Origin of the sequence: uncultured Chloroflexus sp., from assembly GCF_938091255.1 — a bacterium.
Classification (GTDB): domain Bacteria; phylum Chloroflexota; class Chloroflexia; order Chloroflexales; family Chloroflexaceae; genus Chloroflexus.
The window spans coordinates 15,738-39,726 of sequence record NZ_CALLJH010000007.1 but is presented as its reverse complement, the minus strand read 5'-3'; the positions used below and the strand labels follow the sequence as shown (position 1 = coordinate 39,726).

The 23,989-nt window shown below is 60.2% G+C and carries 17 protein-coding genes and 1 tRNA gene; 11 read left to right on the top strand and 7 right to left on the bottom strand.

All coding sequences use genetic code 11. The annotated features are described in order from the left end of the window. Positions 1-152: 152 nt before the first annotated feature. From hemA to bchL, 11 genes are all read left to right on the top strand, one after another. Positions 153-1,502, top strand: coding sequence for a glutamyl-tRNA reductase (hemA, locus tag Q1A00_RS03340; RefSeq protein ID WP_298406396.1), 1,350 nt, complete (start codon positions 153-155; stop codon positions 1,500-1,502). 208 nt (positions 1,503-1,710) lie between these two features. After that, positions 1,711-2,685 carry a hydroxymethylbilane synthase gene (hemC, locus tag Q1A00_RS03335; RefSeq protein ID WP_298406395.1) on the top strand — a complete coding sequence of 325 codons (975 nt, stop codon included), beginning with the start codon at positions 1,711-1,713 and terminating at the stop codon, positions 2,683-2,685. Then, the gene (locus Q1A00_RS03330; RefSeq protein WP_298406394.1) at positions 2,682-3,437 is read left to right on the top strand and encodes a uroporphyrinogen-III synthase; all 756 of its coding nucleotides are present in this window, start codon (positions 2,682-2,684) and stop codon (positions 3,435-3,437) included. Before hemC ends, Q1A00_RS03330 begins: the two co-directional genes overlap by 4 nt. Before the next feature lie 138 nt (positions 3,438-3,575). Then, positions 3,576-4,634: a porphobilinogen synthase gene (hemB, locus tag Q1A00_RS03325; RefSeq protein WP_298406393.1), complete on the top strand. Its 1,059-nt coding sequence runs from the start codon at positions 3,576-3,578 to the stop codon at positions 4,632-4,634. Positions 4,635-4,695: 61 nt separating this feature from the next. Continuing rightward, the gene (gene hemE, locus Q1A00_RS03320; RefSeq protein ID WP_298406392.1) at positions 4,696-5,766 is read left to right on the top strand and encodes a uroporphyrinogen decarboxylase; all 1,071 of its coding nucleotides are present in this window, start codon (positions 4,696-4,698) and stop codon (positions 5,764-5,766) included. Next, the gene (gene hemL, locus Q1A00_RS03315; protein WP_299755253.1) at positions 5,763-7,079 is read left to right on the top strand and encodes a glutamate-1-semialdehyde 2,1-aminomutase; all 1,317 of its coding nucleotides are present in this window, start codon (positions 5,763-5,765) and stop codon (positions 7,077-7,079) included. The genes hemE and hemL overlap by 4 nt, the downstream gene beginning before the upstream one ends. A 166-nt stretch (positions 7,080-7,245) precedes the next feature. After that, positions 7,246-8,154: an oxygen-dependent coproporphyrinogen oxidase gene (gene hemF / locus Q1A00_RS03310; RefSeq protein WP_298406388.1), complete on the top strand. Its 909-nt coding sequence runs from the start codon at positions 7,246-7,248 to the stop codon at positions 8,152-8,154. 209 nt (positions 8,155-8,363) lie between these two features. After that, positions 8,364-9,641: a ferredoxin:protochlorophyllide reductase (ATP-dependent) subunit N gene (bchN, locus tag Q1A00_RS03305; protein ID WP_298406386.1), complete on the top strand. Its 1,278-nt coding sequence runs from the start codon at positions 8,364-8,366 to the stop codon at positions 9,639-9,641. 12 nt (positions 9,642-9,653) lie between these two features. Next, positions 9,654-11,291, top strand: coding sequence for a ferredoxin:protochlorophyllide reductase (ATP-dependent) subunit B (locus Q1A00_RS03300; RefSeq protein WP_298482503.1), 1,638 nt, complete (start codon positions 9,654-9,656; stop codon positions 11,289-11,291). Continuing rightward, a complete protein-coding gene (locus tag Q1A00_RS03295; protein WP_298405969.1) occupies positions 11,288-12,574 on the top strand; it encodes a Coenzyme F420 hydrogenase/dehydrogenase, beta subunit C-terminal domain in 1,287 nt (428 codons plus the stop codon). The genes Q1A00_RS03300 and Q1A00_RS03295 overlap by 4 nt, the downstream gene beginning before the upstream one ends. Positions 12,575-12,738: 164 nt before the next feature. Beyond that, the gene (gene bchL, locus Q1A00_RS03290; RefSeq protein ID WP_298405967.1) at positions 12,739-13,557 is read left to right on the top strand and encodes a ferredoxin:protochlorophyllide reductase (ATP-dependent) iron-sulfur ATP-binding protein; all 819 of its coding nucleotides are present in this window, start codon (positions 12,739-12,741) and stop codon (positions 13,555-13,557) included. Between the two features lie 177 nt (positions 13,558-13,734). On the opposite strand, the gene pgl is transcribed toward bchL, so the two are convergent. The 7 genes from pgl to Q1A00_RS03255 all read right to left on the bottom strand — a co-directional run bounded on the left by pgl (position 13,735) and on the right by Q1A00_RS03255 (position 23,827). Then, positions 13,735-14,484: a 6-phosphogluconolactonase gene (gene pgl, locus Q1A00_RS03285; protein ID WP_298405966.1), complete on the bottom strand. Its 750-nt coding sequence runs from the start codon at positions 14,482-14,484 to the stop codon at positions 13,735-13,737. Positions 14,485-14,733: 249 nt separating this feature from the next. Further along, positions 14,734-15,732, bottom strand: coding sequence for an aminoglycoside phosphotransferase family protein (locus Q1A00_RS03280; RefSeq protein ID WP_298405964.1), 999 nt, complete (start codon positions 15,730-15,732; stop codon positions 14,734-14,736). Further along, a complete protein-coding gene (locus tag Q1A00_RS03275; protein ID WP_299755245.1) occupies positions 15,729-19,100 on the bottom strand; it encodes a flippase activity-associated protein Agl23 in 3,372 nt (1,123 codons plus the stop codon). The genes Q1A00_RS03280 and Q1A00_RS03275 overlap by 4 nt, the downstream gene beginning before the upstream one ends. Before the next feature lie 137 nt (positions 19,101-19,237). After that, the gene (locus tag Q1A00_RS03270; protein WP_298482499.1) at positions 19,238-21,685 is read right to left on the bottom strand and encodes a flippase activity-associated protein Agl23; all 2,448 of its coding nucleotides are present in this window, start codon (positions 21,683-21,685) and stop codon (positions 19,238-19,240) included. Positions 21,686-21,959: 274 nt separating this feature from the next. Beyond that, complete coding sequence (locus Q1A00_RS03265) at positions 21,960-22,247, bottom strand: hypothetical protein (RefSeq protein WP_298407351.1); 288 nt, start codon at positions 22,245-22,247, stop codon at positions 21,960-21,962. 170 nt (positions 22,248-22,417) lie between these two features. After that, positions 22,418-23,656 (bottom strand): MFS transporter, encoded by a 1,239-nt coding sequence (locus tag Q1A00_RS03260; protein ID WP_299755241.1) that lies wholly within the window; start codon positions 23,654-23,656, stop codon positions 22,418-22,420. 94 nt (positions 23,657-23,750) lie between these two features. Then, positions 23,751-23,827: transfer RNA gene (locus tag Q1A00_RS03255), tRNA-Val, on the bottom strand. Positions 23,828-23,989 lie beyond the last annotated feature (162 nt).

Below are 23,989 nucleotides of genomic sequence, written 5' to 3'. Positions count from 1 at the left end.
GAAACGAAATAGGAGTATAATAAGACAGCCCGCGCCATTGCAACGGCGCACCGGCGCGGGTGTACTGGGCCATTTGCTGCCACAGCCCGGTTGGATGGAGGAGATCGTCACACTGTTACCGTAAAAGCCTTGCAGAGCAAAGGATCAGGCGTATGAATCTGTTCCTTGCCGGTCTCGATCACACAACCGCGCCGGTCGAGATTCGCGAACAGCTTGCTTTCAGTCAAACTGATTTGCCATCAGCATTGATGCAACTGACCAATCCCGACAACGGCGCTGCGCCACTCTTTACCGAGGCCGTCATTCTCTCGACGTGTAACCGCGTTGAGATCTACGGGGTTGCTAGTCCGGGCACTACTGCCCAACACGTGGTTGATTTTCTAGCCACGTTTCACCGGCGACCTGCCGATGCGTTCGTCCACACGCTTTACTTCTATCAGGGAGAAGCGGTTGCTCGCCATCTGTGCGCCACGGCAGCCGGTCTCCGCTCGCTGGTGCTCGGCGAAGCCCAGATTCAGGGTCAGGTGCGTACCGCTTACGAAGCAGCGCAACGGATCGGTAGTGTTGGCTCGATCTTGCATCGCTTGTTTCAGATTGCCTTGGTCGCCGGCAAGCGGGTGCGCCACGAAACGACCATCGGCAAAGGTGCGGCAAGTGTATCGCAGGCCGGGGTTGAATTAGCTAGGCGCCGGCTCGGCGATCTGCGCGGGCGCGAAGTGTTGCTGATCGGCGGCGGCGAAGTGAGCGAACTGGCGGCGCAGAATTTGATCGCTAACGGCGCTGACCGGTTGACGATCGTCAATCGCACGTCGTCCCGCGCCGCGGCGCTGGCCGAGCGCTACGGTGCCGAGATGCTCGATTTCGGCGCGTTGCCCGAAGCCCTTGCTCGCGCTGATATTGTCATTAGCTCGACTGCGGCGCCGGTGCCAATCATCTATCGCCACCATGTGATCGAGGCGCTTGACCACAAGCTGCGCGTTCGCGCTTGTGGCGATTGCGATCCGCCAGCGATGTTGTTGATCGATCTGGCCGTGCCGCGCGATATTGCCGCCGACGTCGCCACCGTGCCCGGCGTCCATCTCTTTACGGTCGATGATCTGCGCGAGGTGGTCAGCCATACGATCGAGCTGCGCAGCGCAGTGATTGAGATTGCCCAGAAGATTGTCGAAGAGCAGGTGCAGGAGTTCCTCGACTGGATGCGCACCCAAGAGGCGTTGCCGGTGTTGACGATGTTGCGCCAGCGCGCCGAGGAGGTGCGCAACGAGGAATTGGCGCGCGCACTGCGCCGGCTGAACAATCTTTCCCCCGAACAGCAGGCCGTCATCGAGGGCTTGTCACGCAGTATCGTCAATAAGCTGCTGCACCCACCCACCCGCTGCTTGCGCGAAGCTGCCGCGCACGGTCAGGGCAAGCGCTATGCAACCATTCTCGCCGAATTGTTTAACCTCGAACATGTAGGTGAACGAACCGCGAGCATGGTAGGAAATACGGAACCATCGTAACCAAGAATCCGGTATTGGCCATTGATACGTATGTCATTGCGAGCCGAGCGTAGCGAGGCGCAGCAATCTCTCGTCCACCGGCCTGTCCGATTTATGTAGTCGCGAGAGTTTGTTTGCAGAGGTGTAGCGTCGCTATGCCCTCCTGCGCAACGACACGACGGCGTACAGCATATGTTGGTGACGTTACCTTAGCACTTTGCGAGGAAGTATGGCACGCTTGCTTCTTGGCACCCGCGGCTCGGCGCTGGCCCGCACCCAATCAGAGTGGGTGGCGCATGCGCTCCGCGCTGCCTTCCCCGACCTTGTGGTGGAACTGCGAATTATTTCAACGACCGGCGACCGGGTGCTTGATGTGGCTTTAGCGGCAGTCGGCGACAAAGGGCTGTTTGTGAAGGAGTTGGAGCAGGCGCTGTTGGCTGGCGAGGTTGATCTGTGCGTGCATAGCGCCAAAGATATGCCGACCGAGACGCCAGAAGGTTTGGTGCTGGCGGCGTTTCCAGTGCGGGAAGACCCGCGTGACGCGCTGGTGCTGCGTCACGCGGGTATGGGTTCCGATCTGCATACGCTGCCTCAAGGCGCGCGAGTTGGCACATCGAGCCTGCGCCGCGCCAGCCAGTTGCGCTATCACCGGCCCGATCTGCAACTGGCCGATGTGCGCGGCAATGTCGATACCCGCCTGCGCAAACTGGCTGAAGGCCAATACGACGCGCTGATTCTGGCTACCGCCGGTCTGCGCCGGTTGGGGTTGTGGGATGGTACGCCCGGCGCAACAATCGGTGAAGCTGTGGTGTATCCACTCGATCCGTTGGTGATGCTGCCGGCAGTGTCGCAAGGCATTTTGGCAATCGAGACCCGCACTGCTGATTCTGCTACCCGCGCCTTCGTTGCGGCCCTCGACGATCCGGCAGCACGTGCAGCGGCGCTGGCCGAACGCGCCTTGCTGCGCCGGCTTGAAGGTGGTTGCCAAGTGCCGGTAGCGGCCCACGCGGCTGTCACCGAGAGCGGTCTGCGCTTGCGCGGCATGATCGGCGCGCTCGACGGGAGCGCGTTGGTCTTCGCCGAACAGACCGGCGCTACCGAGCAAGCCGAAGCGCTAGGCATTGCCGTGGCAGAAGCGTTGCTGGCCCAAGGCGGCGAAGCCATTCTGGCCGTGATCCGCAGCCAGTTGGAGGCGCGGCGATGAGCGCCCTCGCTGGTCGCCGGATTGCCATCACTCGCCCGGCTGGGCGCGGCGATACGTTAGCCGAGCGGTTGCGCGCGCTGGGTGCGATCCCGTTGCTGATGCCGTTGATTGCATACGCGCCGCCCACTGATCCGGCCCCGCTGCAACAGGCGCTGAGCCGGTTGGCCGCCGGCCAGTACGATTGGCTGGTCGTGACCAGTCGCCAAGCTGTACAAGCGTTGGCTGACGCAGTTGTGCCCGCTACCACCGCAATCGCCGCCGTCGGCAAGGGCACGGCTGCTGATTGCCGGCGGGTCTGGGGGCGTGAGCCGACCAGCGTGCCTGATGAGGAACTCGGCGCGGCCTTGCCCCAAGCGATGGGCAATCTTGCCGGGATGCGCGTGTTGCTGCCTTGCGCCGACATCGCGCCTCCCAGCTTGACCGAAGCCTTGCAAGCGGCGGGGGCGAGCGTTGATCGCGTCACTGCGTACCACACCATCGCCGGCCCCGGCGCTACCAATCTTGCCGCCGCCCTCGACCGCGGCGAAGTCGATGCAATTGTCTTGGCCAGTGGCTCGGCAGTACGCCAGTTGCGCGCGCTGATCCCGCCGCACACCCAGCCGCCGGCGTTGGTTTGCATCGGCCCTAGTACGGCGGCGGTCTGCGCTGCTATCGACCTGCCAGTAGCTGCTGTTGCCGAGCGGCCTAACGATGATGCGCTCATCACTGCGCTGGAGCAGGCATTGATTGGGCAAGGATTCGCCCGGCCCTGAAAGGCCGGGATCGTGAATGCAACCCCCGCTGGGGGAGGGGCTAGGGGTGGGGGTCACCCCAAGCGGGCTGGCGGCAAATGAGCAGAAAGCTTCTACAGATTGTACGACTACGGTTCTCTAAAATCACGGAGTGAACCCATGGAAACGCTCTCGTCACGAACGCCGTTAACGAACGGCACCGCCAACCATCTGCCAACGCCGGTGCAACGTCCGCGCCGGTTGCGCATCAGTCCCGCGCTACGCGATCTGGTGCGTGAAACCCGGCTGACGCCCTCGCAACTGATCGCGCCAATCTTTGTCCGTCACGGGCACGATCTGCGGGTTACCATTCGCTCGATGCCCGGCCAGTACCAGATGTCGCCCGACCAAGCCGCACGCGAGGCGCTTGAGCTAGCTGCTCGCGGTATTCGCGCCATCTTACTGTTTGGTATTCCGGCACGTAAAGATTCCTGTGGCAGTGAGAACCTTGATCCCGATGGGATTGTTCCCCAAGCGATTCGGGCAATCAAAGACGCTGTGCCGGGCATGGTCGTGATCAGCGATATGTGCTTCTGCGAATACACCCATCACGGTCACTGCGGTGTGCTCAATTCGCCTGACCGCAGCGATTTCCAACCGCAGCTCGGCGAAGGTTATTTGCTCAACGATGCCACCCTCACCCTCCTCGCCGAAGCATCGGTTGTCCATGCCCGCGCCGGCGCCGACATCATTGCACCGTCCGGCATGATCGACGGGATGGTCGCCACGATTCGTACTGCACTTGATACGGCTGGGCTTAGCCACGTCTCGATTATGAGCTACGCCGCCAAATATGCCAGCGGGTTCTACGGCCCCTTCCGCGATGCCGCCGAAAGCCCGCCCCAATTCGGCGACCGCAGCCAGTACCAGATGGATCCGGCTAATGCTCGCGAGGCGCTACGCGAAGTCGATCTCGATGTGGCCGAAGGCGCCGATATTCTCATGGTCAAGCCGGCGCTAGCTTACCTCGACATTATTCGCCAAGTGCGCGACCGCCATACCTTGCCACTGGCCGCCTACCAAGTCAGCGGTGAGTACAGTATGGTCAAGGCGGCTGCCTTGCAAGGCTGGCTCGATGAACAGCGCATCGCGCTTGAGACGTTGACTGCCATTCGCCGCGCCGGGGCCGATATGATTATCACCTATTGGGCCAAAGAGGCGGCAGAGTGGCTGGGTTAGATGGATGCTGCTGAGCGAGGACAAGCGTTCGCTGCGGTCATTCTGAAACAGTGAGGAGTCTATGCGAGATCGTTTCCTGCGCGCATGCCGCCGCCAACCGGTTGATCGCACCCCGATTTGGCTGATGCGCCAAGCGGGCCGCTATATGCCCGAATACCGCGCCGTGCGCGAGCGCTACGGCTTTTTGCAGATGGTGAAGACACCGGAAGTAGCCGCCGAGGTGACACTGCAACCGATACGGGCCTTTGGGGTTGACGCAGCGATCATCTTCGCCGATATTTTGCCGCCGCTCGAAGGGTTGGGCTTTCGGCTCACGTATGAAAAGGGTGAGGGGCCGGTGATCCATAACCCGATCCGCCAGCCACGTGATGTCGCTGGCCTCCATAGCAGCGATCCGCGCGAGACGGTTGCCTACACGCTCACCGCTCTGCGGCTGGTGAAGCGCGAATTGAACGGCTTGCCGCTGATCGGCTTTAGCGGTGCACCCTTTACGTTGGCGAGCTACGCCATCGAAGGCGGCGGCTCGAAAGAGTATCGCTTGACCAAGCGCTTTATGTACGAGCAACCGGCGGCGTGGCACGACTTGATGGAACGGCTGAGCCAACTGGTGGCCGAATACTTGATCGCGCAGGTCGAGGCCGGCGCCGACGCGGTGCAGATCTTTGATAGCTGGGCCGGCGCACTCGCGCCGGCCGACTACCGGGCCTTTGTGCTGCGCCATACCCAGAACGTGGTCGCGACTATTCGCGCCCGCCTCGGCGAAGCCGCGCCACCGATCATCTACTTCGGCACCGATATGGCCGGCCTCGCCGGCGAATTGCGCCAGATCGGGGCCGATGTGCTCGGCGTTGATTGGCGAATCGATCTCGATGTGGCGTGGGCGCAGTACGGGTACGAGCATGCGGTGCAGGGCAATCTCGACCCCATGACCCTCTTTGCGCCACGCGAATTGATTGCGGCCCGCGCCCGCGAGATTTTGCAACGTGCCGCCGGTCGCCCCGGCCACATCTTCAACCTCGGTCATGGCATTTTGACCGAAACGCCGGTCGATCACGTGCGCTATCTGGTCGAGTTCGTCCAGTCGTTCCCCTTGCCCACCGAAGCACCTGCGTTAGAGGAGGTTATGGAATGAGCGTCACCACCGAGCGCTACGCTCGCTCGCAAGCCAATTTTGCCGCTGCCCAAGCCGTTATTCCCGGCGGGGTCAATTCGCCAGTGCGCGCCTTCCGTGGCGTCGGCGGCACGCCGATCTTTTTCGATCGCGGGCAGGGGGCGTATGTTTGGGATGTCGATGGTAATCGCTACATCGACTATGTGCTCTCGTGGGGGCCGCTGCTGCTCGGTCATGCTGACCCAGCAGTGGCACAGGCGATTGCCGAACAAGCCCAGCGCGGCACCAGTTTCGGCGCACCAACCGAACTCGAAACCGAGCTAGCCCGGCTGGTAATCGAGCTGGTGCCGTCAATCGAACAGATCCGCTTTGTCAATAGCGGTACCGAAGCCACGATGAGCGCCTTGCGGCTGGCCCGTGCCGCCACCGGTCGCCGCCTGATCGTCAAGTTTACCGGCTGCTACCACGGTCATGCCGATATGCTGCTAGTGCAAGCCGGCAGCGGTGTCGCCACCCTTGGCCTGCCTGACAGCCCCGGCGTGCCGCCTGCCGTCGCCGCTGAGACGATCACCGTCGAGTACAACGATCTCGACGCAGTAGCAACCCTCTTCGCCAATCGCGGCCACGAGATTGCTGCTGTTATCGTCGAGCCTATCGCCGCCAATATGGGGTTCGTTCTCCCCAAACCCGGCTTCCTCAGCGGCTTGCGCGAAATCACGCAGCGCCACGGTGCCATCTTTATTCTCGACGAGGTGATGACCGGCTTTCGCGTTGCCCCCGGCGGCGCGCAGGCATTGTGGGGGCTTGACCCCGATCTGACCTGTTTGGGGAAAGTGATCGGCGGCGGCCTACCGGTCGGCGCGTATGCCGGCAAACGTCAATACATGCAACTGGTCGCACCGGCAGGGCCGATGTACCAAGCTGGCACCCTCAGCGGCAATCCACTGGCGATGATCGCCGGTTTGACCACACTGCGCACGGCATTCGCCAATGATGGTACTGCGTTCGAACGGGCTGTCACGCTGACTACCAATCTCGCCAACGGCCTGCGCGAACTGGGAACCCGCTACCACATCCCGTTGCAAGTCGGTAGCGTCGGCACCATGTTCGGCTGCTACTTCCTGCGCCATCCCGACGCCCAGATCACCAACTACGCCGAAGCTAAGGCCAACGCCGACACCCAACGCTACGCCCGCTTCTTCTGGGCAATGGCGGAACGCGGCGTCTACTTGGCACCGTCGCAGTTTGAAGCCGGCTTCGTTAGTACTGCGCATACCAGCGCTGACATCGACCAGACACTGGCGGCAGTGGAAGAGGCCTTCGCGCAGATGTGAAAGGCAACAAAAGATTACGCAAAGGCGCAGAGAGCGCGAAGAAAGGGAAGGTTTTGTGGTAATCACCCAATTGAGGCGGGCAGCAGATTGTGGAGCCACGGTAGGGCTACGGGGTGAAACACCTTCCCACCTTTGCGTTTACAGCATGCCTTAAAGGAGAAGAGAAATGACCGTAACCGACACTCGGATAATCGTGCATGACTTAATGCGCGATGGTCAACAACGGCTCTGCACTGCGTTTGAAGCGACCGATGGTCAACAACGCTTTATTGCCCAAACTTGGGAACGGCCCGGCGGCGGCGGTGGTACGGCCCGTGTTATGACTGAAGGTGCCGTCTTCGAGCGCGCTGGCGTCAATGTTTCGGCAGTCTACGGCGAAGAGGTACCGCCGAGCATCTGGCAGCACCGCCCATCAACTCGCGGCCAGCCCTACTTCGCCACCGGCATCTCGATGGTGTTACACCCGCGTAATCCCTACGTACCGGCGTTTCATGCCAACTTCCGCTACTTCGAGGCCGGCGACGATTGGTGGTTCGGCGGCGGCATGGATCTGACACCGAGCTACGGCTTTGAAGAAGACGCCCGCCACTTTCACGTCACGCTGCGCGACTACTGCACCCGCCACCCAATCGCCGACTATCAAACGATGAAAGAGACCTGTGATCGCTATTTCTACCTCAAGCATCGTAATGAAATGCGCGGCATCGGCGGCATCTTCTTCGACGATCTCCACCCGGAAGGGCCAGACGGCTTCGAGCGCGCGTTTGCGTTCGTCAGCGACGGGATCACCACTATTCTCGACGCCTACCTGCCAATTGTACGCCGGCGGATGCACACCCCTTACGGCGAGCGCGAACGCTCGTGGCAGCTCTATCGGCGCGGCAGGTACGTCGAATTTAACCTGATCTACGACCGCGGCACGCTGTTTGGCTTGCAAACCAGCGGCAACATTGAGGCCATCTTGATGTCGCTGCCGCCGCTGGCCCGCTGGGAATTCAATTTTCAGCCTGAACCCGGATCGCCTGAGGCAGCGATGGCCGAATTCCTTAAACCACGCGATTGGGCGGTCCTGTAGGGCCACACGGCGACGCGGCTCGATCAAGCCACACTGCGGTACCTCTTGGTGGAGCCGCACCGCAGTGTGGCTCCACCATCAATCGCTATTACCTCCTATGCACCAATTTTGCACTGGATTTGTTTATACTTCACCTTGTTGCTTTTTATGCTACAATGTTATTAAAGTCAGTAGTTCCAAATCGGCACTACACCCTGCGAGGAGGCGCTATGCACAAGGCGAGCACCATCCGCGAGGATGGCCTCTACCACTCGTTCTGCGGCTTAGTTAGCGTCGGCTGGCTCTACCAGAAGATCAAGGATAGCTTCTTCCTCATCCTTGGCACCCACACCTGCGCCCACCTGCTCCAAAATACGCTCGGCGTAATGATCTTCGCCCGCCCGCGCTTTGCCGTCTCATTGCTCGAAGAAGCCGATCTCAGTTCATCGCAGCCAAATATTTCGGCCCAAATCGAAGAGATCAAGCGCGAGCACCATCCTTCGGTAATCTTTTTGCTCTCGTCATGCACACCCGAAGTGATGAAGGTGGAGTTTGAAGGGTTAGCGGCCTCGGTCAGCACTCCCGAAGTGCCGGTGCTGTTCGTACCCGCCTCCGGCCTCGACTATACCTTCTCGCAGAGCGAGGATTCGGTCTTGCAGGCCCTCATCCCGTTCTGCCCGCCGGCCCCGCCCGAAGATAAGCGCGTCGTTTTCCTCGGCTCGGTCAACGACGCGATTGCCGATGACTTTTCGCTCGAAGCGGCCCGGCTGGGCATTCCGGTGGCCGGTTTCTTGCCCGCGAGCCATTTTACCGAGCTGCCGCCGATCGGGCCGGGCACCGTCATCGCTCCACTCCAACCCTACTTGCACAAAACCGCGACCCAACTGCGCAACGAGCGCGGTTGCACAGTGCTTTCCTCGCTCTTTCCATTCGGCCCCGACGGTACCCGCCGCTTCTGGGAAGATTTGGCCGCCCAGTTTGGTATGAAGGTCGATCTGAGCGATCGCGAGGCGGCGGCGTGGGAGCGTATCAAGCGCCATACCGATCTGTTGCGCGGCAAGAAGATTTTCTTCGCCAGCGATACCCTGATGGAGCTGCCGCTGGCGCGCTTCCTCAAGGCGTGCGGCGCCGAGGTGGTCGAGTGCTCGACTCCCTATATTAACCGCCGCTTCCACGCTGCCGAGCTGGCTGCGCTGGAAGGCGTGCGGCTGGTCGAACAGGCCAATTTCCATCGCCAGTTGCGCACCATCGCCGAAACCAAACCCGATCTGATTATCTCGAATATCATCACCACCAACCCGCTGGTTGGTCAAGGCGTGGTCGCCAAGTGGGGCACCGAGTACTGCTTCTTGCCGATCCACGGCTGGGCCGGCGTCAATGCGCTAGTGACGTCGTTCACCCGTGCGCTCGAACGCCACGCCAAGCTCGATCCGCTCGGCGCTGACCCGATCTGGTTAACCGGTATGATGCCTAGCTCCCCCGGTGGCGTCATCTCGTTGCAGTCCTAAAGGAGACAATCCATGCGGCTAGCCTATTGGATGTACGAGGGCACGGCCCATCACGGCGTTGGCCGGATTGCCAATAGCATGCGTAATGTCCACGCCGTCTTTCACGCTCCACAGGGCGACGATTATGTCAATGCGATTTTCGCGATGCTTGATCGCACGCCCAACTTTCCGGCGATGACGACCAGCGTGGTTAGCGGCACCGATCTGGCCCGCGGCACGATCCGCTTGCCCGAAACGCTCAAGCAAGTGGAAGAGCGCGTCCGCCCCGATTTGATCGTGGTGGTGGCCTCATGCTCGACGATCTTGCTGCAAGAGAATCTAGAGATTGCCGCTAAGCATGCTGGCTTGCAGTGCGAGGTCATGGTCTACGACGCCAACCCGTACCGCATGCAAGAGATTGTCGCCGCCGAGAGCCTGTTTACCGATCTGGTTAAGCGGTTTGCCCAACCCCAACCTCGCACCGAGCACCCGACCGTCAATATTCTTGGCCCGGCTTCGCTCGGCTTCCACGCCCGCCACGATCTGATTAGCCTGCGCCGCATGCTCAAGACGCTCGGCATCGAGGTGAATGTGGTTGCGCCGTGGGGGGCCACGATTGATGATCTGCGCCGGTTGCCCGCAGCGTGGCTGACGATCGCTCCCTACCGCGAGCTTGGCCTGCGCGCTGCAACCTATCTCGAAGAGCAGTTTGGCGTGCCGGCTCTGCTCGATGCACCGATCGGCGTCCAACCTACCTTGCGCTGGATCGAGCGTCTGCGCGAGTTGTTGGCCCAAGCCGGCGTCACTATTCCCATGCCGCCGTTGACTGCCTTCTCGCTCGATGGCATGTCGGCTCCCTCCGCTGTGCCATGGCTGGCCCGCACCGCCGATATGGATAGCTTCTCGGGTAAACCAGCGTTCGTGTTCGGCGACGCAACCCACGTAGTTGGGATTACCCGCTTCCTCAGCGACGAGCTAGGTATGCCGATTGCCGGCGCCGGTACGTATGTCAAGCATCAGGCCGATTGGGTGCGCGAGCAGTTGGCCGGCTATGTCGATGATCTGCTCGTGACCGATGAGTTTCAGACGGTGGCAAACCGCATTGCCGAGCTGCGCCCTGAATTGGTCTGCGGCACTCAGATGGAGCGCCATACCTCGCGCCGCTACAATCTGAACTGTATGGTAATTTCGCCGCCGACCCACATCGAGAACCATTTGCTTGCCTATCGCCCCTTCCTCGGTTTCGATGGCGCCGATGTGATCGCCGATGAGGTCTACACGACCTGTACGCTCGGTATGGAGAAGCACCTGATTGATCTGTTTGGAGACGCCGGCCTTGATCTCCCCGAGCAGGCCAAAACCGCTGCACCGCCTGAACCGGCACCGGTGGCAGTTACTGTTGAGAGTCCGAAACCGGTCACTGAGCCGGTTGTCGCGACAGTGGCTGCACCAGCGACGGTTGCCGCTCCGGCCAGCGTCGCTCCGCCACCTGCCCCTGCCGCACCGGTCGATCCGGTTTGGGCCGCTGACGCGGAAGCAATGCTCAAGAAGGTACCATTCTTTGTGCGCGGACGGGTACGGGGGAATGTCGAGAAGTATGCGCGCCAGCACGGCCATGCCGTCATTACCGCCCAAGTGCTGCTGGCCGCCAAAGAGGAGCTTGGTGCATGAGCACTGCCCTTTCACCTAGAGCGCCGCGCCGACCCCAACCGCCGCGTCAGTTGGCCGAGATTGCGCTGCTGGCTCGCGACGAGCGGCTGGCTGGCCGGCCCAAGCTGTGCAGCGATTGCGGCATCTGCACCGGTGAGTTGCGCCCATTTATGGCGCAGAGCTGCGTCTTCGTTAACAACCGCGCTGAGGAGATCGAGCGCCGCTTGCACGGGCGTAACCGGCACGACGGCGACGAGTTGCTCTTCGGGATTTACCGCGAGCTGCGCGTCTTTCGTATGAATCCGCCGGTGCCTGATGCGCAATGGAGCGGTGCCGTTACTAGCCTCGGCGCGCTCTTGCTCGAACGCGGACTGGTGGAAGGAGTCGTCACCACCGCTGCCGCTCCCGGCACCCGCTTCGCGCCGTTGCCGATCCTTGCCCGCACCCCCGATGAGGTCCGGGCCACGCGCGGCAATAAGCCATGCCTTGCTCCTACGCTCGACATACTCACGCAGGTACGTCAGGCCGGTTTACGCCGGATCGCCTACATCGGCACCGGCTGCCAAGTCCATGCCTTGCGCGCGATCGAGGATCAGCTTGGCCTCGAGCGGCTCTACGTGATCGGGATTCCCTGCACCGACAACACGACCTATCCTGATTTACAACGCTTTTTACAGGTAGTCTCGCGCTCGCCAGAAACAGTCGTTCACCACGAGTTTATGCAGGATTTCCGCATCTGGCTTAAGCACGAAGACGGATCGATCGAGAAGGTTAACTTTGTCGATCTCGATGTTAGCAAACTCGGCGGCGAAATAGGGGTGTTTCCACCAGCCTGTTTGAGCTGCTTCGATTATCAGAACGGGCTGTCAGACTTGACTATCGGCTATATGGGGGCGCCGCTGCCGCCAACCGAACGTTGGCAATGGACACTCATCCGCACTGAGCGCGGGGCCGAATTGTATAACCTCTTGCGGCCCTACGTTGAAGAGCGCGCACCGATTAGTGGCGGCGACCGCACCCGCGGGATGCCGGTCTACATCCAGATGTTGCGCAAACCACCGCGACGGGCGCCGTGGATTATTCGACAGTTGGTTGCGTTCATCCAGCGCCGCAGCGGGCCAAAGGGCCTCGAATTCGCCCGCTCGGTGATTGAGATGAAGTTGCTGCGCAATCTGCAATTCGTGCGCGAACGGCATGGCCGGCTCGAACGTCGGATTGTGCCCGGTTACGTCTACCGTGCCTTGGCTCGCTACGCCGATGTCTATCGGCGCGAGTTTGGTCGTGAGTTAGAACCATCGGCTTAGGTGATTAGATAAGGCAGACGCAAAGTTGTCGCGCGACGGTACAAGCATAGCATCAGAGCACTGATGATGCACCAAACAGCTATCTGCGCAGCTTTGCGTTATTACCCTTGGTTAGCGTTCGGTATTCGATGCCGGCATTGCCGGCCTACGAGAAGGAGTTGTTCATGTCCCTCATCCTCGCAATTTACGGCAAGGGTGGGATCGGCAAGTCGACCACCTCGGCCAACCTGTCGGCGGCTATGGCGCTCAAAGGCGCCAAAGTGCTCCAGATCGGTTGTGATCCAAAGCACGATAGCACCTTTCCGCTTACCGGCCACCTCCAGCCGACCGTGATCGACGTGCTGGACAGCGTGAACTTCCATCTTGAAGATGTCAGCAAAGAGGACGTAATCCACACCGGCTTTGCCGGCGTTGATACACTCGAATCGGGCGGCCCTCCTGCCGGCAGCGGCTGCGGCGGCTATGTCGTCGGCGAGACGGTGAAGCTGCTGAAGGAGTTCGGCCTCTACGACAAGTACGATGTGATCGTCTTCGACGTGCTCGGCGACGTGGTGTGCGGCGGCTTCTCTGCTCCGCTCAACTACGCCGACTACGGCCTGATCATCGCCTGCAACGACTTCGACAGCATCTTTGCTGCTAACCGGCTCTGCCTCGCCATCGCGCAGAAGTCGCAGCGCCATAAAGTCAAGCTGGCCGGTATCGTTGCTAACCGGGTCGATTACGAATTCGGTGGCACTACCCTGCTCGACCAGTTCGCTGAGAAAGTCGGCACCAAGGTGATTGGGCGTGTGCCCTATCACGACCTCATCCGCCGCTCGCGCCTCGCCGGCAAGACGTTGTTCGAGATGGAGGGGCCGGGCAAAGAGGAATGCACCCGCCCCTTCGAGGAGATGGCCGAGTATCTGCTCGCTCAACCGCAGGCTACTGTCCCCAACCCTTACCACGACCGCGCCATCTTCGAGGCAATCGGCGGCTGGCGTTAGGAGCATTTGGCCCATTCGGAAAACAAAAAAGGCCACGGATGAGCACAGATGGTGACGGCTGCTCGCGGATCACTAGCCGTGCTAATCCGTCACATCCGTGCCAATCCGTGGTCTATTCAGAATATTGGCCACAGATTACAACCACTCACCATCCGAGGCGTGTTCGGGAATGAACTCTCATAAATCCCCAACTCGTTCCCCGGCTGCCTGATCGAGCAGCCAAGCCACTTGTCCGTTCACCGGCTGGATCAAGCGGGTTGGTTGTTCGAGTGGGTCGCTCGTCTCCGCCAACGCTGCTGCCACTGCTGCCGCTTTGTCGCTCCCACTAACGACAAACAACACTGTGCGGGCAGTGTTTAATGCCGCCGGCGTGAGACTCAGCCGCAACGGTGGCGGCTTTGGTGCATCGGGTACCACCACCACCAATCGGTCGGCCAACGCAGCTAATGTCGGATGGCGCGGAAAGAGCGAGGCGGTGTGACCATCTGGCCCCATCCCCAATACCACCAGATCAAATTGACCACCGTGCGCAGTCAGCAGTGCCGCCGTTTGTTGTTGGTAGATCGCCGCTGCCTGCTCAGGGTCGCGATAGTAGGTTGGCACCGGAAAAACCTGCTCGGCCTGCACCGGCACGTGATCGAGCAACGTTTGGCGAGTGGCGCGGTAGGTGTTTTCGGTATCGTCAAACGGAACATACCGCTCATCGGCAAACAGCACACTTACTGTGCCCCAGTCGATCTGTTCACGCAACGGCGGGTTAGCCAAGAGCGGGTAGAGGCGCGTCGTCAAACTACCTCCTGAAAGTGCCACAAGCGCCTTCCCGCGCTCGTTAATCGCTGCCGCCAACTGCGTGGCCACCAGCGCCGCCGCTGCCCGGTACAGCTCATCGGCGCTGTCGTAGACCTCAATGGTGCGCTGTGGAGTCATAGTGCCATTCCTTGTGGTATAGCTGAGGCGCTATTCCTGTGCGGGATCGCGATGAGTGCGTTACCACCGAGAACGCAGAGAACGCCGAGTGATAATCCCCCCTCTGCATCCGCTGTGGTATCCCTTCTGCTATCCCGCCGTTACGGTTAAACAGTTGGGGAATGTTTTTATCTCCGCCTTCACCCCTACCCCACGTGGCGAGAGAGGCGATCAGCGAATTTCGGCCATGTACCTGCCAATGCCGCAACGCTACGGCGTCGATGATCCCACGACCACAAGCTCGGCCAGCATGCGCCGCGCTGCTTCCGCATCAGCCTCGTGCGGCAACCCGCGCACATAGCGATCGCAGGCGCTCCACGCGCAGGTTAGCAGACGCAACATCTGTAACCGCTCGCTCTCAGCTTGGCTCAAGGCGCCGGCGCTGCAATAGCCCTCATACAAGCCCTCACACCACGCTGCCGGCAAGTGCGCCCGCAGGCCAAACGCCAGATCAAAGAGGCCGTCGCCGCTGATGAACCAACCCGGTTCTTCCAATGCCTCTAAGTGGACGTGCTGACCGCCTACTGTGCAACGCACCGCCTGCGGGCCAAGATTGCCGTGGATCAACACCGGCGTTGGACAATCAAGCCGCGGATCGGCGAGCGCCGTCTGCAATGCCTGCACCTCTTCGGCACTAAAGACCAACTGCGGCGCCGGCGGGCTGGCCAACCGCTGACCAATCGCTTTTAAGACGTGCTGCCAGCTTAGCCGCGGCCACCTCCCACTGATGGTTGGCCGGCCCGCCCCCGGCATGCGCTGCCGGTGCAGCCGCCGCAAGGCTCGTCCCGCTTGGCGGGCAATGCTGTGGAGCAAGTGGTCATCAGCCAGCTCTGCCGCCGTCTGGCCAGCAATAAAACTCTCGACCGTATATGCAAAAGGCACGAAGGTTTTGCTCAGATCGCGATGAATGATACGCGCTCCCGGCACTCCTTCCAGCGCCATTCCCCGCAAGAAAGCCACATGCGCAGCCAGATCATCTTCCGGCGCGACCCGCAAGATAACGTGCTCGGTGGGCAAGGTCAACCGTACTAGCAGATGGCGCTCAGTTTGCCGGTAGAGCGTCGCCGCCTGCGGGCGCAAATTTAATGCCCGCACCACCATGCCGGTATAGTCACCCAACCGGCTCAAGCTGCGCTGCCACGCTTCACTCAACTCAGTTGCCGCTGGCGAGATAAAGTGATTGAGATGGCGAAAGTCAGTGACGATCATGGCGTTGCTGGCGCTAGTGCCGGTAAGCTAAAGCGAGCCGCTCGCCCGCCAATCCGATCCACAATCCAGATGCTGCCGTCTGTCGCGACAACCAACCCGCTGGGGCTGACAATCGGCACACCATCCTTGCCCACCCCCGTCCAACGCAATAGCGCCTCACCGCCAGCGTTCGCTGTCAGCACGTGCTGGCGCGACGGCACTGCTGCGTAGACCATCCCGTCAGTACTGACCGTCAGCATGGGGTCGTCGTAAGTATTGGCTTGCCAACCCGCCACCGGCCATGTCACCAATGGGGTAGGATCGATCCGGCCATCGGCGGCGCGGGTAAAGACCTGCACCCGCCCGTTCCACGTATCGGCCACATAGAGATTGCCAGCGGCGTCGAAGGCAAGGCTAGTCGGTTCGTTGAATTGGCCGGGGGCGCTGCCGGCGCCGCCGAATTGGTACAGGAAGTTGCCGTTGCTGTCGGTGACGACGATTCGCTTGTTGCCGGTATCAGCGATATAGACGTTGCCGGTGGAGTCAACCGCCACTCCGCGCGGCCCGAAGAAGCCGAGCGGCGCGGTAGCATTGCGAGCCGGATCGCCTTCAGTAATCGTCGCCCGCCGCCCGTCGCCCAAATCGAGATCGCCGCTGCCCCAGCTCGCTACCGGGCGCAAGCCGGCGTCGTATTTCACAATCCGCGCATTCCACGTATCGGCGACGTATAAGTTACCCTGCGCATCGAAAGCTAAGCCGCGCGGTTCGTAGAACTGATCAAGCCCGTTACCCTGCGTGCCGAAATTGCGCAGCAGGGTACCATCCGCCGCAAAGACCTCGATCCGGTGATTGAGTGTATCGGCCACGTAGATATTCCCCTGCCGATCAATAGCAATCCCGGTAGCGCCACCGCTTCCGCTCGACAGCCTGATCTCGTTGAGCGCGGCGAGGCGGAGCGACGGCGCGGCAGTCACAGTCGTGGTCGCCTGCCCGACGCCGCCGGCCAGATCGCGCCGCAGCCACACCTCCACTTCGCGCGCGCCGGGCACGAGCGGCTCCGGCAATTGGCGGAAGAGCAGATAGCGGCCTAACGCCGGCCAGTTCTCGCTCCGGAACGGCCACAACAGCGCGTCAAATGGCCCGTTCAATTCGCTGCTGAGGTCGCGCCCACAATCCTCTTGCGCCGCTGCGGCTGACCACGTGCTGTAGTAAAACCGCTTATAACCGGGGCTGCGCGGGGCGCATTTGCTACCTTCAGGGAACCACCAATTGAATACGCCCGCTTTGCCGTAGGGCTGCACATACGACTCGCGTAATATATCGCGTAGCCGATCGGTCACATACGGCCGGTAGAGCATCACCATCGGCGCCAGATCACGGTTACCGTCAGGCATCGTTACCGTCAGTTGATCGACCGACGGCACGCGCCCCAATTCGCTGCCATTCACCCAGACGATGTTCTTAAAGTCGCGCAGATACCACTGTAAGGGCCATGCCAGCGATCCCTCGGCAGTACGGTCACCGCCATCGAGAATGAGCGGCATTGTCAAGCCGCCAGTGGTATCTTGCGGGCTACGATTGCCCCGTGTCAAATTGATCGCCAAATCGCGAATATCAGCAGCGTACCGCGGTACGTCGGGAGCGGTTTGGGTGTAGATCAATGGCTCAACCGGCACGTCAGGATGGTCATAGACTACTAACCACGAAGCGCGGATCATATATGCTGACAGCACGGTTGCGACCGTCAGCCCCAATGCTACAAGGATCGGCTTGACCCCCAACCGCCCAATCAAGGTGAGCAGCGCATAGATCAAGCCAAATACGATCAGCAGCGGAATAATCGCTTGCAGAAATGCGTTTTGACTGCCGCTGCCCAACCGCCAGAAAGTCACGCCGATTGCTGCCGCTAGCAAGATCACGATGAGCGGGATCAACCAGATTTGCGCCAGCGACCGCTCACGCCGGATCAGATCGATCATCCGCCCAATCACCCACGCGGCCAGCAAGTTCCCCGGCAACGCCATATGTACAACTAGCCACGGCATCTTTTCGCCGGCCCACGAAAAGATGATGATCGCGGTAAAGAACCAAAACACTACCAGCAAGGGGTAGAGTGGCCACGGCGCGAACGTGGTGAGAGGCACCACTACGTCAACATCAGTCTCATCCTGCTCAGTTTCCTTCGGCGCCGGCTGCACCGCGCGCCGGCCCGCCAACCACCGCCGGACAACCGCTACCATCATAGCAACCACCACGCCGATCCCACTGAGCACTGCGAGCGGTTCGTACAGCGGCAGCAACATCAGGTAGTAATACCACGGTTGATCACCGCGGGCATACTCTTGCTGACTACCCAACCAATAAATCAGACCGGCAGTAATACCATCAATGGCACCGGGCAAATAGGTAAAGAAACTTGTATAGAGCACCAGATAAATACCACCGAGAATTGCCAATGCCGTCCACAGGACGAACCGCTCTTGTTGCCAGAGTTGGATCAAGCGAGTGGTCAAGATCGGCTCCGGCGGCCACAATCGTTGGCAGAGCCATGCCAATACCAAGGCCGAAGCAACTAAGAAGGCTTTTTCACCGACGTATAAGCCGCGGCCAAACGGCAACGGCGGGTTGATAACCATCAGCGCGACACAGATGCCGATCACTGCCAGCAGCACGATGTTGAGATACCGGGCAAACCGGCTTTCGGCCAGCAATCGCATCAGCACAAAGATACCAAAGATGAAGAGCAGGATGTAGTACAGCTCATGGGTAGCAATCGCCAACGCCAGCCCGGCTGCCGTCAAATATAGCCACTGTCGCCGACCAGTGTCGATCCAGCGCAGCGCCCCGATTACCATCCACAGCTCCCACAATACCATCAGACCATCGTGGCGAGCAAAGCGGGTATAGTAGAGCAACGTCGGTGAAAAGCCAAGCAACAGTGCAGCAATCAACGCCCCAGCGCGACCAAGGTACGGCCGCAGCCACCACGCCGACGCCACTAGCCCAATCCCGGCCAGCGCCATCGGCAAGCGCGCCTGTGCATCGCCGTCACCAAATAGGAAATAGACCAGCGCAGTGAGGAAGTAGAGCGACGGGCCGTGGTAAACCGGATCGTAACAATAGGTCTCGTGAAACACATTCCCACGAGGATTGCCGTTTTCATCCAGACCGCTCCAGCACGAAAACGCTCCTGCGCCACTGTAGAGTCGCCAGCTCGACCACGCATGGATCGACTCATCGTGGTGGAGCGCCATGCGCTCAAGCCCCCACAGATGGGCAATCACGCTGGTCAAGACGATCAACGCATAAAGCGCCGTCTCCCACCGCAGCCAACCGGCCCGCAAGCGCCGGTCGAGCAACGTATCGGTTGTCAGGGTTTGTATCGCCATAGCATCAATGCAAGAGCCACCAATTCGCTCGTATCATCCTTTATAGCGCGGGCCACCCGCCTACCTGCTCATCCAGCTCAATCCTACACGGTCACAGCACTACTGTACCCTAGGAATAGGGCATAACAGACCTACCCCTACCGCTCCGGCATCCGCAGCGATCCACCCAACCCCACCCCAATCTGCCGCGCCAACTCCGGGCGCACCGCGATGACGAAATCGGTCGAACCCAACCCAGCCGGCGGCTGGCGAAACATCAAGTAGCGCCACAATTGCGCCGACGTTTCATAATCAAACGGGTTCCGCAGCAGCCGGTCGAGCAGCGAATTGCCATTCAACCGATACGCTTGATCTTCGGGGAACCACCAGCGCAGGGGGTAGCGCTGCACCACGAACTCCTCTAAGTACGCCCGATTTTCGGGATAGCGGTCGAGGTTCTCTTGCAAGAGCAATACTGCTTGCACCTCTTCTGCCGGCGGCCCGTTTAAGCGGCCTCCCGGAACATAGATCGCTCCCGGCCAATCGCGCAAATACCAGAGCCACACCGTCTCGTTATCGTACATCACCGGCAAGCGCGTACCGCCGCCGCGCCGCATCGCCGCTTCTTCCAATCGCCTGATCACCCGCATCACGTCAGGGGAAGTCTGGGTATAGACCATCATCTCACGAGCGACATCACCGGTCTGATAAGCAAGGCGGACGCTGCTACGCACCGTGTACAGGCCAATTACAACAGCGAGCCAAATGGCCGTAATCGCCGCCATCACCCTCCATCCCCAGCGCAAACCAGCGCCAATCACCAGCAGGATGAAGAGCGTCATTGTGAAGAGGACTACCATCCACGGCTGGATCGGTGAGGCTGGCCCAGCGGCAACCGTGATCGAGAGCAACAAAAAACCAAGGCAAACAATAAGCGTAAAGAGGAGACCAAAACCAAGGAGCGCCCCTTTCGGCAAGCCCAACGCTCCCGGACGCCATTCATCCAGCCAGCGCCAGCTGCCAGACGGCATTGGTGCTACATCACCAGCGCCGGCCACACCACTCCGGTCAGTCATTACCGGTGCTTCCACCTCTGCCGTCGTCTCGTGCCACCCCATTGACCAACGAGCCACCTCTTGTTGGGCGAGTGAAATCAGCTTCGCCAACGCCCATGCAAACAACAGAGTCAGCGGTAGCGTAAGATGGATCGTCAGCCACGGCATTTTCTCGCCGGCCCACGTGTAGATGCCAAACGCGGCCACTGACCACCATGCGATCAAGCCAATCGCAAACGCTTCTGGCCAACGCTGGCGCACCGCTTGGATCGCCAGCGGCAAACCGACCGCCGCGCCTAACAGTAGCAACGGCTCGTAAGTAGCGAGGATCACGGCATAGTAATGGCCGGGTTGGCTGCCACGCTGCACGTTATGTTGCGCCAACCAATAGAGCAACGAACCGGCCACCCCCGAAATCAGGCCGAGCAGGTTGGTGAACATTGCCGTAAACAGCAATGTATAGATCGTGCCGGCAATGGCCAACGCCACGTACCAACGCTGATCCGCCGCCAGACTCGCCACCACCGTCGCCGCCGGATCGTCGCGTGCCAGTGCTCGTTCCCACGGCGTTGCGCCGCTCGCATCGCGCCGGCACCAAATCAGCCAGATCAGCAGCGCTAACCCACCAGTGAGCAGGATCACCACGCTGATCACCGCCGGATGGTTTACAAACCGGCCAATGTCGGCTAGATAGCGCACAGCATTCTCCCACACGGTACGTCCGCCATCGCTATCCGACCGGTTACGCACTAACAGCGCATACCCGTTGTCTTCAGTTTCCAGCGGCGGCCAACCAAAGATCGGCCCCGGCTGATCAACCACAATCACGCCGTTCACGTCACGCTGGGCATGGTGCCCGCCATCAACCACGGCAGTGCCGGGCAACACAAAAATCAGCAACACCAACGCCACGCCCAACCCGCCAATGATCGCTAATCCCGGCCGGTACACTTGCCAGCAGAAGATCGCTGCCAGTGGCGCAGCTATGATCAAGGTATAGAGGTAGGTCGTCTCTTGATTGGTCAACATCAACGCCAACGCCGCCGCTCCTAGATAGAGCCAGCGCGGACGAGGATCAGCAGCGTAGCGCACGATCGCCACCAAAACGAGTATCTCAAAGACGACCGAGTAAATATCGTGGCGAAAAAAGCGCCCTACATAGAGCGCTACTGGCGAGATCAGCAAGTAGAGGCTTGCAATCAGCGCCGCCGTTCGCCCAATCACCGGCCGTAGCAAGATTGGACTAAGGGTGAGGGCAATGCTGAACAAAGCTGCACTGAGACGTGCGGTCGTATCATTATCGCTAAACAGAAAGAAAAAGAATGCGCCAAGGTGGTAGAGCAGCGGCCCGTGCAAGAGCGGGTCATGCATATAGCCACGCCCACTGAAGAGGTACCATGAATACGCGGCGTGCAGCGTTTCGTCGTGGTGCAACGCGCGATCACCCAATGCCCACAACCGGCTCACAATCGCGAGCACTGCGATCACCGCATAGACCACCTGTTCAACTGTAGGAGTCCAGCGCCGTGTAACGGCTTCAGGCATCGACATAGTTTTCAGCACGCCGTGATATGTTTATCGAAGTCGCAGGCATTGTACACGAACGCTAGACGCAGAGCAAGCGTAGAGATTCTCTTCCCGCCACCGCTTGTCATTGCGGGGGCGCGTAGCACCCGCAGCAACCCCCTGCTTTAGCGAAGACAACCGCTGTGCGCCTCCTCTCGCCCGCGCAGGAGATTGCTTCACCGCCGCCGGCGGCTCGCCCTGATAAGGCATGCCCAGTACAACATCGAGTGCCGCAGTGTGACTGCCGCAATCGATAGCCTCAATACGGAAAAAAGTCCTCTGGCATCACCTGCACATCCTTCAAAATCGCGATCACCCGCTGATCATCGCGCCGCACCTGACTGATCTGCCCGCTCACATAACGTTCTTGCTCGCGCCAATAGACCGTATCGCCTTGCCGCAAATCGATCAACGCCGGACGCAAATAGCCACCAGCACAATCAATCACAATCCGTTGCTGGCTCAGCTCATCAACCGGCAAATCGGTATACCGCCGGCCATACCCACGCCGGATAACTGAAATGGTGCGAAGGGATGGTTGTGCCATAATAATGTTAAATGTTTGCCAATGCGTAATTGCTACCTCGCTTGATCAACGAATCCAAGCCGCAAAGTATCCAACGGGTATGGGAATGTAGCGAACCGCCACCAACATCCAGCCATCAAATCCCGCACTCCACCTACCTCCCCTACTCCCTATTCCCCACCCTCTACTCCCTACTTCCCCACTCGCAGCAAAGCAAACAAGGTCACCCCTAGCAACCGGATCACGCCGGCCACCAACAACATCGGCACAATCCCGATCACGTCAGCAAACAGTGTTGCCACCAGCGGCATCACAAACAGCGCAAGGTTTTGCAAGGTTTGAAACAGCCCAACATACGTCGCCTGCCGCTCAGCGGGAATCGTGCTCAACACCAAATCAAAATTGACTAGATCGTTGCCGGCGACACAGAACGTTACCAGTCCGGCCAGCACGGCCAGCAACCACGGTGAATCGGTCAGCGCCACCCCAAACGGGTACAACGCCATGCCGAGACTGCTCGCCAGCAACACGCCGCTATTGCCCAACCGTGGCGCCGCCGCCGACCAAACCGCGTATGCGACCAGCAGCACTCCATTGCCGACCATGCTAATCAAGCCGATCCAGCTATCGTTAAGCCCGGTCTCGCGCACGTAGTAGAGCGGTAACAGGGGGATCGCCATCGCCACACCGCTGCGGAACACAAATGCGCTCCACGCATAGTGCATAAACGCCGGCGGCGCTTGCTTCAGCGCCACAAGTAACGAATTATCACCGCGCTGAGTCGCTATCGGGGTGCGTTCGGGCAACGTAATCGCCCGCGAAAAGAAAAAGCTCAGCAATCCGCCAGCGACCGAGCCGATAAAGACGACTTGATAGTTAAGCGGAAAGGGTATCTGATCCAGCACTCTGCCGATCAATGCTACCGTTACTGCCGTCGCTAAGCCCAGCATCGACCAGCGCATGCTCATTAGCGCATAGCGGCGCTGCAGCCCAGCCACACTGCCCATCACAATCGTAAACGCGACATTGACAAAGGTTGAGGGGATCGTCACGAGTGCCCAGATAACGATAATCATCCACGGCACTGCGGTGAGCGGCAAAATGAACGGCAATAGGCCGAATACCGCATACGAGGCCAGCACCCAGAACCGCATGCCCGAATACCAGACCACAATGTTGCTTTGCCGTTCGAGGAACCGCCCGATCGGCAAGGCAAACAGCGCGCCGGCCAGCGCTGGCAGCGAGGTAATCATGCCTACCAGCAAGCTCGATGCACCCAAACGGACTAAAAAGACGGGCAAAAACACACTCACCCCGGTGACGATCCCAACCCCAATGCCATCAATCAGCACGTTGCGAATATTGCGTTCAGTGACATCGGTTGGACGTACCAGCGCGCGCAACTCGGCGCGCGAGATAAGCGGTCGCATGCTGCTGCTGCCTTTGATCGGCTCACACTCCGCGGTGAGCGATCTTCGATCGGTGTGAAAATCAGTGCGCGGCCACGTGGCCGCGCAAGTGGGGTGGTGGGCGATACTGGACTCGAACCAGTGACCTCATCGGTGTGAACGATGCGCTCTAACCAACTGAGCTAATCGCCCGCGTTCTGGCGAAGAGTATAGCACATCTGGCCGGTTTGTGCAAATCACTGATCCCAGCTATACTATGCTCATACAGAGCTGTTGCCGATCATTGAACGTTCATCTGCTGCTCGTTCGTTCCATCGCAGCCCGAAGTCTCACCCGACCCGTATTTGCTTAGCT

Bases quoted from the DNA above. Each gene is read 5' to 3' on its own strand.
- hemA (WP_298406396.1), top strand. From the start codon at position 153: ATGAATCTGTTCCTTGCCGGTCTCGATCACACAACCGCGCCGGTCGAG.
- hemC (WP_298406395.1), top strand. From the start codon at position 1,711: ATGGCACGCTTGCTTCTTGGCACCCGCGGCTCGGCGCTGGCCCGCACC.
- Q1A00_RS03330 (WP_298406394.1), top strand. From the start codon at position 2,682: ATGAGCGCCCTCGCTGGTCGCCGGATTGCCATCACTCGCCCGGCTGGG.
- hemB (WP_298406393.1), top strand. From the start codon at position 3,576: ATGGAAACGCTCTCGTCACGAACGCCGTTAACGAACGGCACCGCCAAC.
- hemE (WP_298406392.1), top strand. From the start codon at position 4,696: ATGCGAGATCGTTTCCTGCGCGCATGCCGCCGCCAACCGGTTGATCGC.
- hemL (WP_299755253.1), top strand. From the start codon at position 5,763: ATGAGCGTCACCACCGAGCGCTACGCTCGCTCGCAAGCCAATTTTGCC.
- hemF (WP_298406388.1), top strand. From the start codon at position 7,246: ATGACCGTAACCGACACTCGGATAATCGTGCATGACTTAATGCGCGAT.
- bchN (WP_298406386.1), top strand. From the start codon at position 8,364: ATGCACAAGGCGAGCACCATCCGCGAGGATGGCCTCTACCACTCGTTC.
- Q1A00_RS03300 (WP_298482503.1), top strand. From the start codon at position 9,654: ATGCGGCTAGCCTATTGGATGTACGAGGGCACGGCCCATCACGGCGTT.
- Q1A00_RS03295 (WP_298405969.1), top strand. From the start codon at position 11,288: ATGAGCACTGCCCTTTCACCTAGAGCGCCGCGCCGACCCCAACCGCCG.
- bchL (WP_298405967.1), top strand. From the start codon at position 12,739: ATGTCCCTCATCCTCGCAATTTACGGCAAGGGTGGGATCGGCAAGTCG.
- pgl (WP_298405966.1), bottom strand. From the start codon at position 14,484: ATGACTCCACAGCGCACCATTGAGGTCTACGACAGCGCCGATGAGCTG.
- Q1A00_RS03280 (WP_298405964.1), bottom strand. From the start codon at position 15,732: ATGATCGTCACTGACTTTCGCCATCTCAATCACTTTATCTCGCCAGCG.
- Q1A00_RS03275 (WP_299755245.1), bottom strand. From the start codon at position 19,100: ATGGCGATACAAACCCTGACAACCGATACGTTGCTCGACCGGCGCTTG.
- Q1A00_RS03270 (WP_298482499.1), bottom strand. From the start codon at position 21,685: ATGTCGATGCCTGAAGCCGTTACACGGCGCTGGACTCCTACAGTTGAA.
- Q1A00_RS03265 (WP_298407351.1), bottom strand. From the start codon at position 22,247: ATGGCACAACCATCCCTTCGCACCATTTCAGTTATCCGGCGTGGGTAT.
- Q1A00_RS03260 (WP_299755241.1), bottom strand. From the start codon at position 23,656: ATGCGACCGCTTATCTCGCGCGCCGAGTTGCGCGCGCTGGTACGTCCA.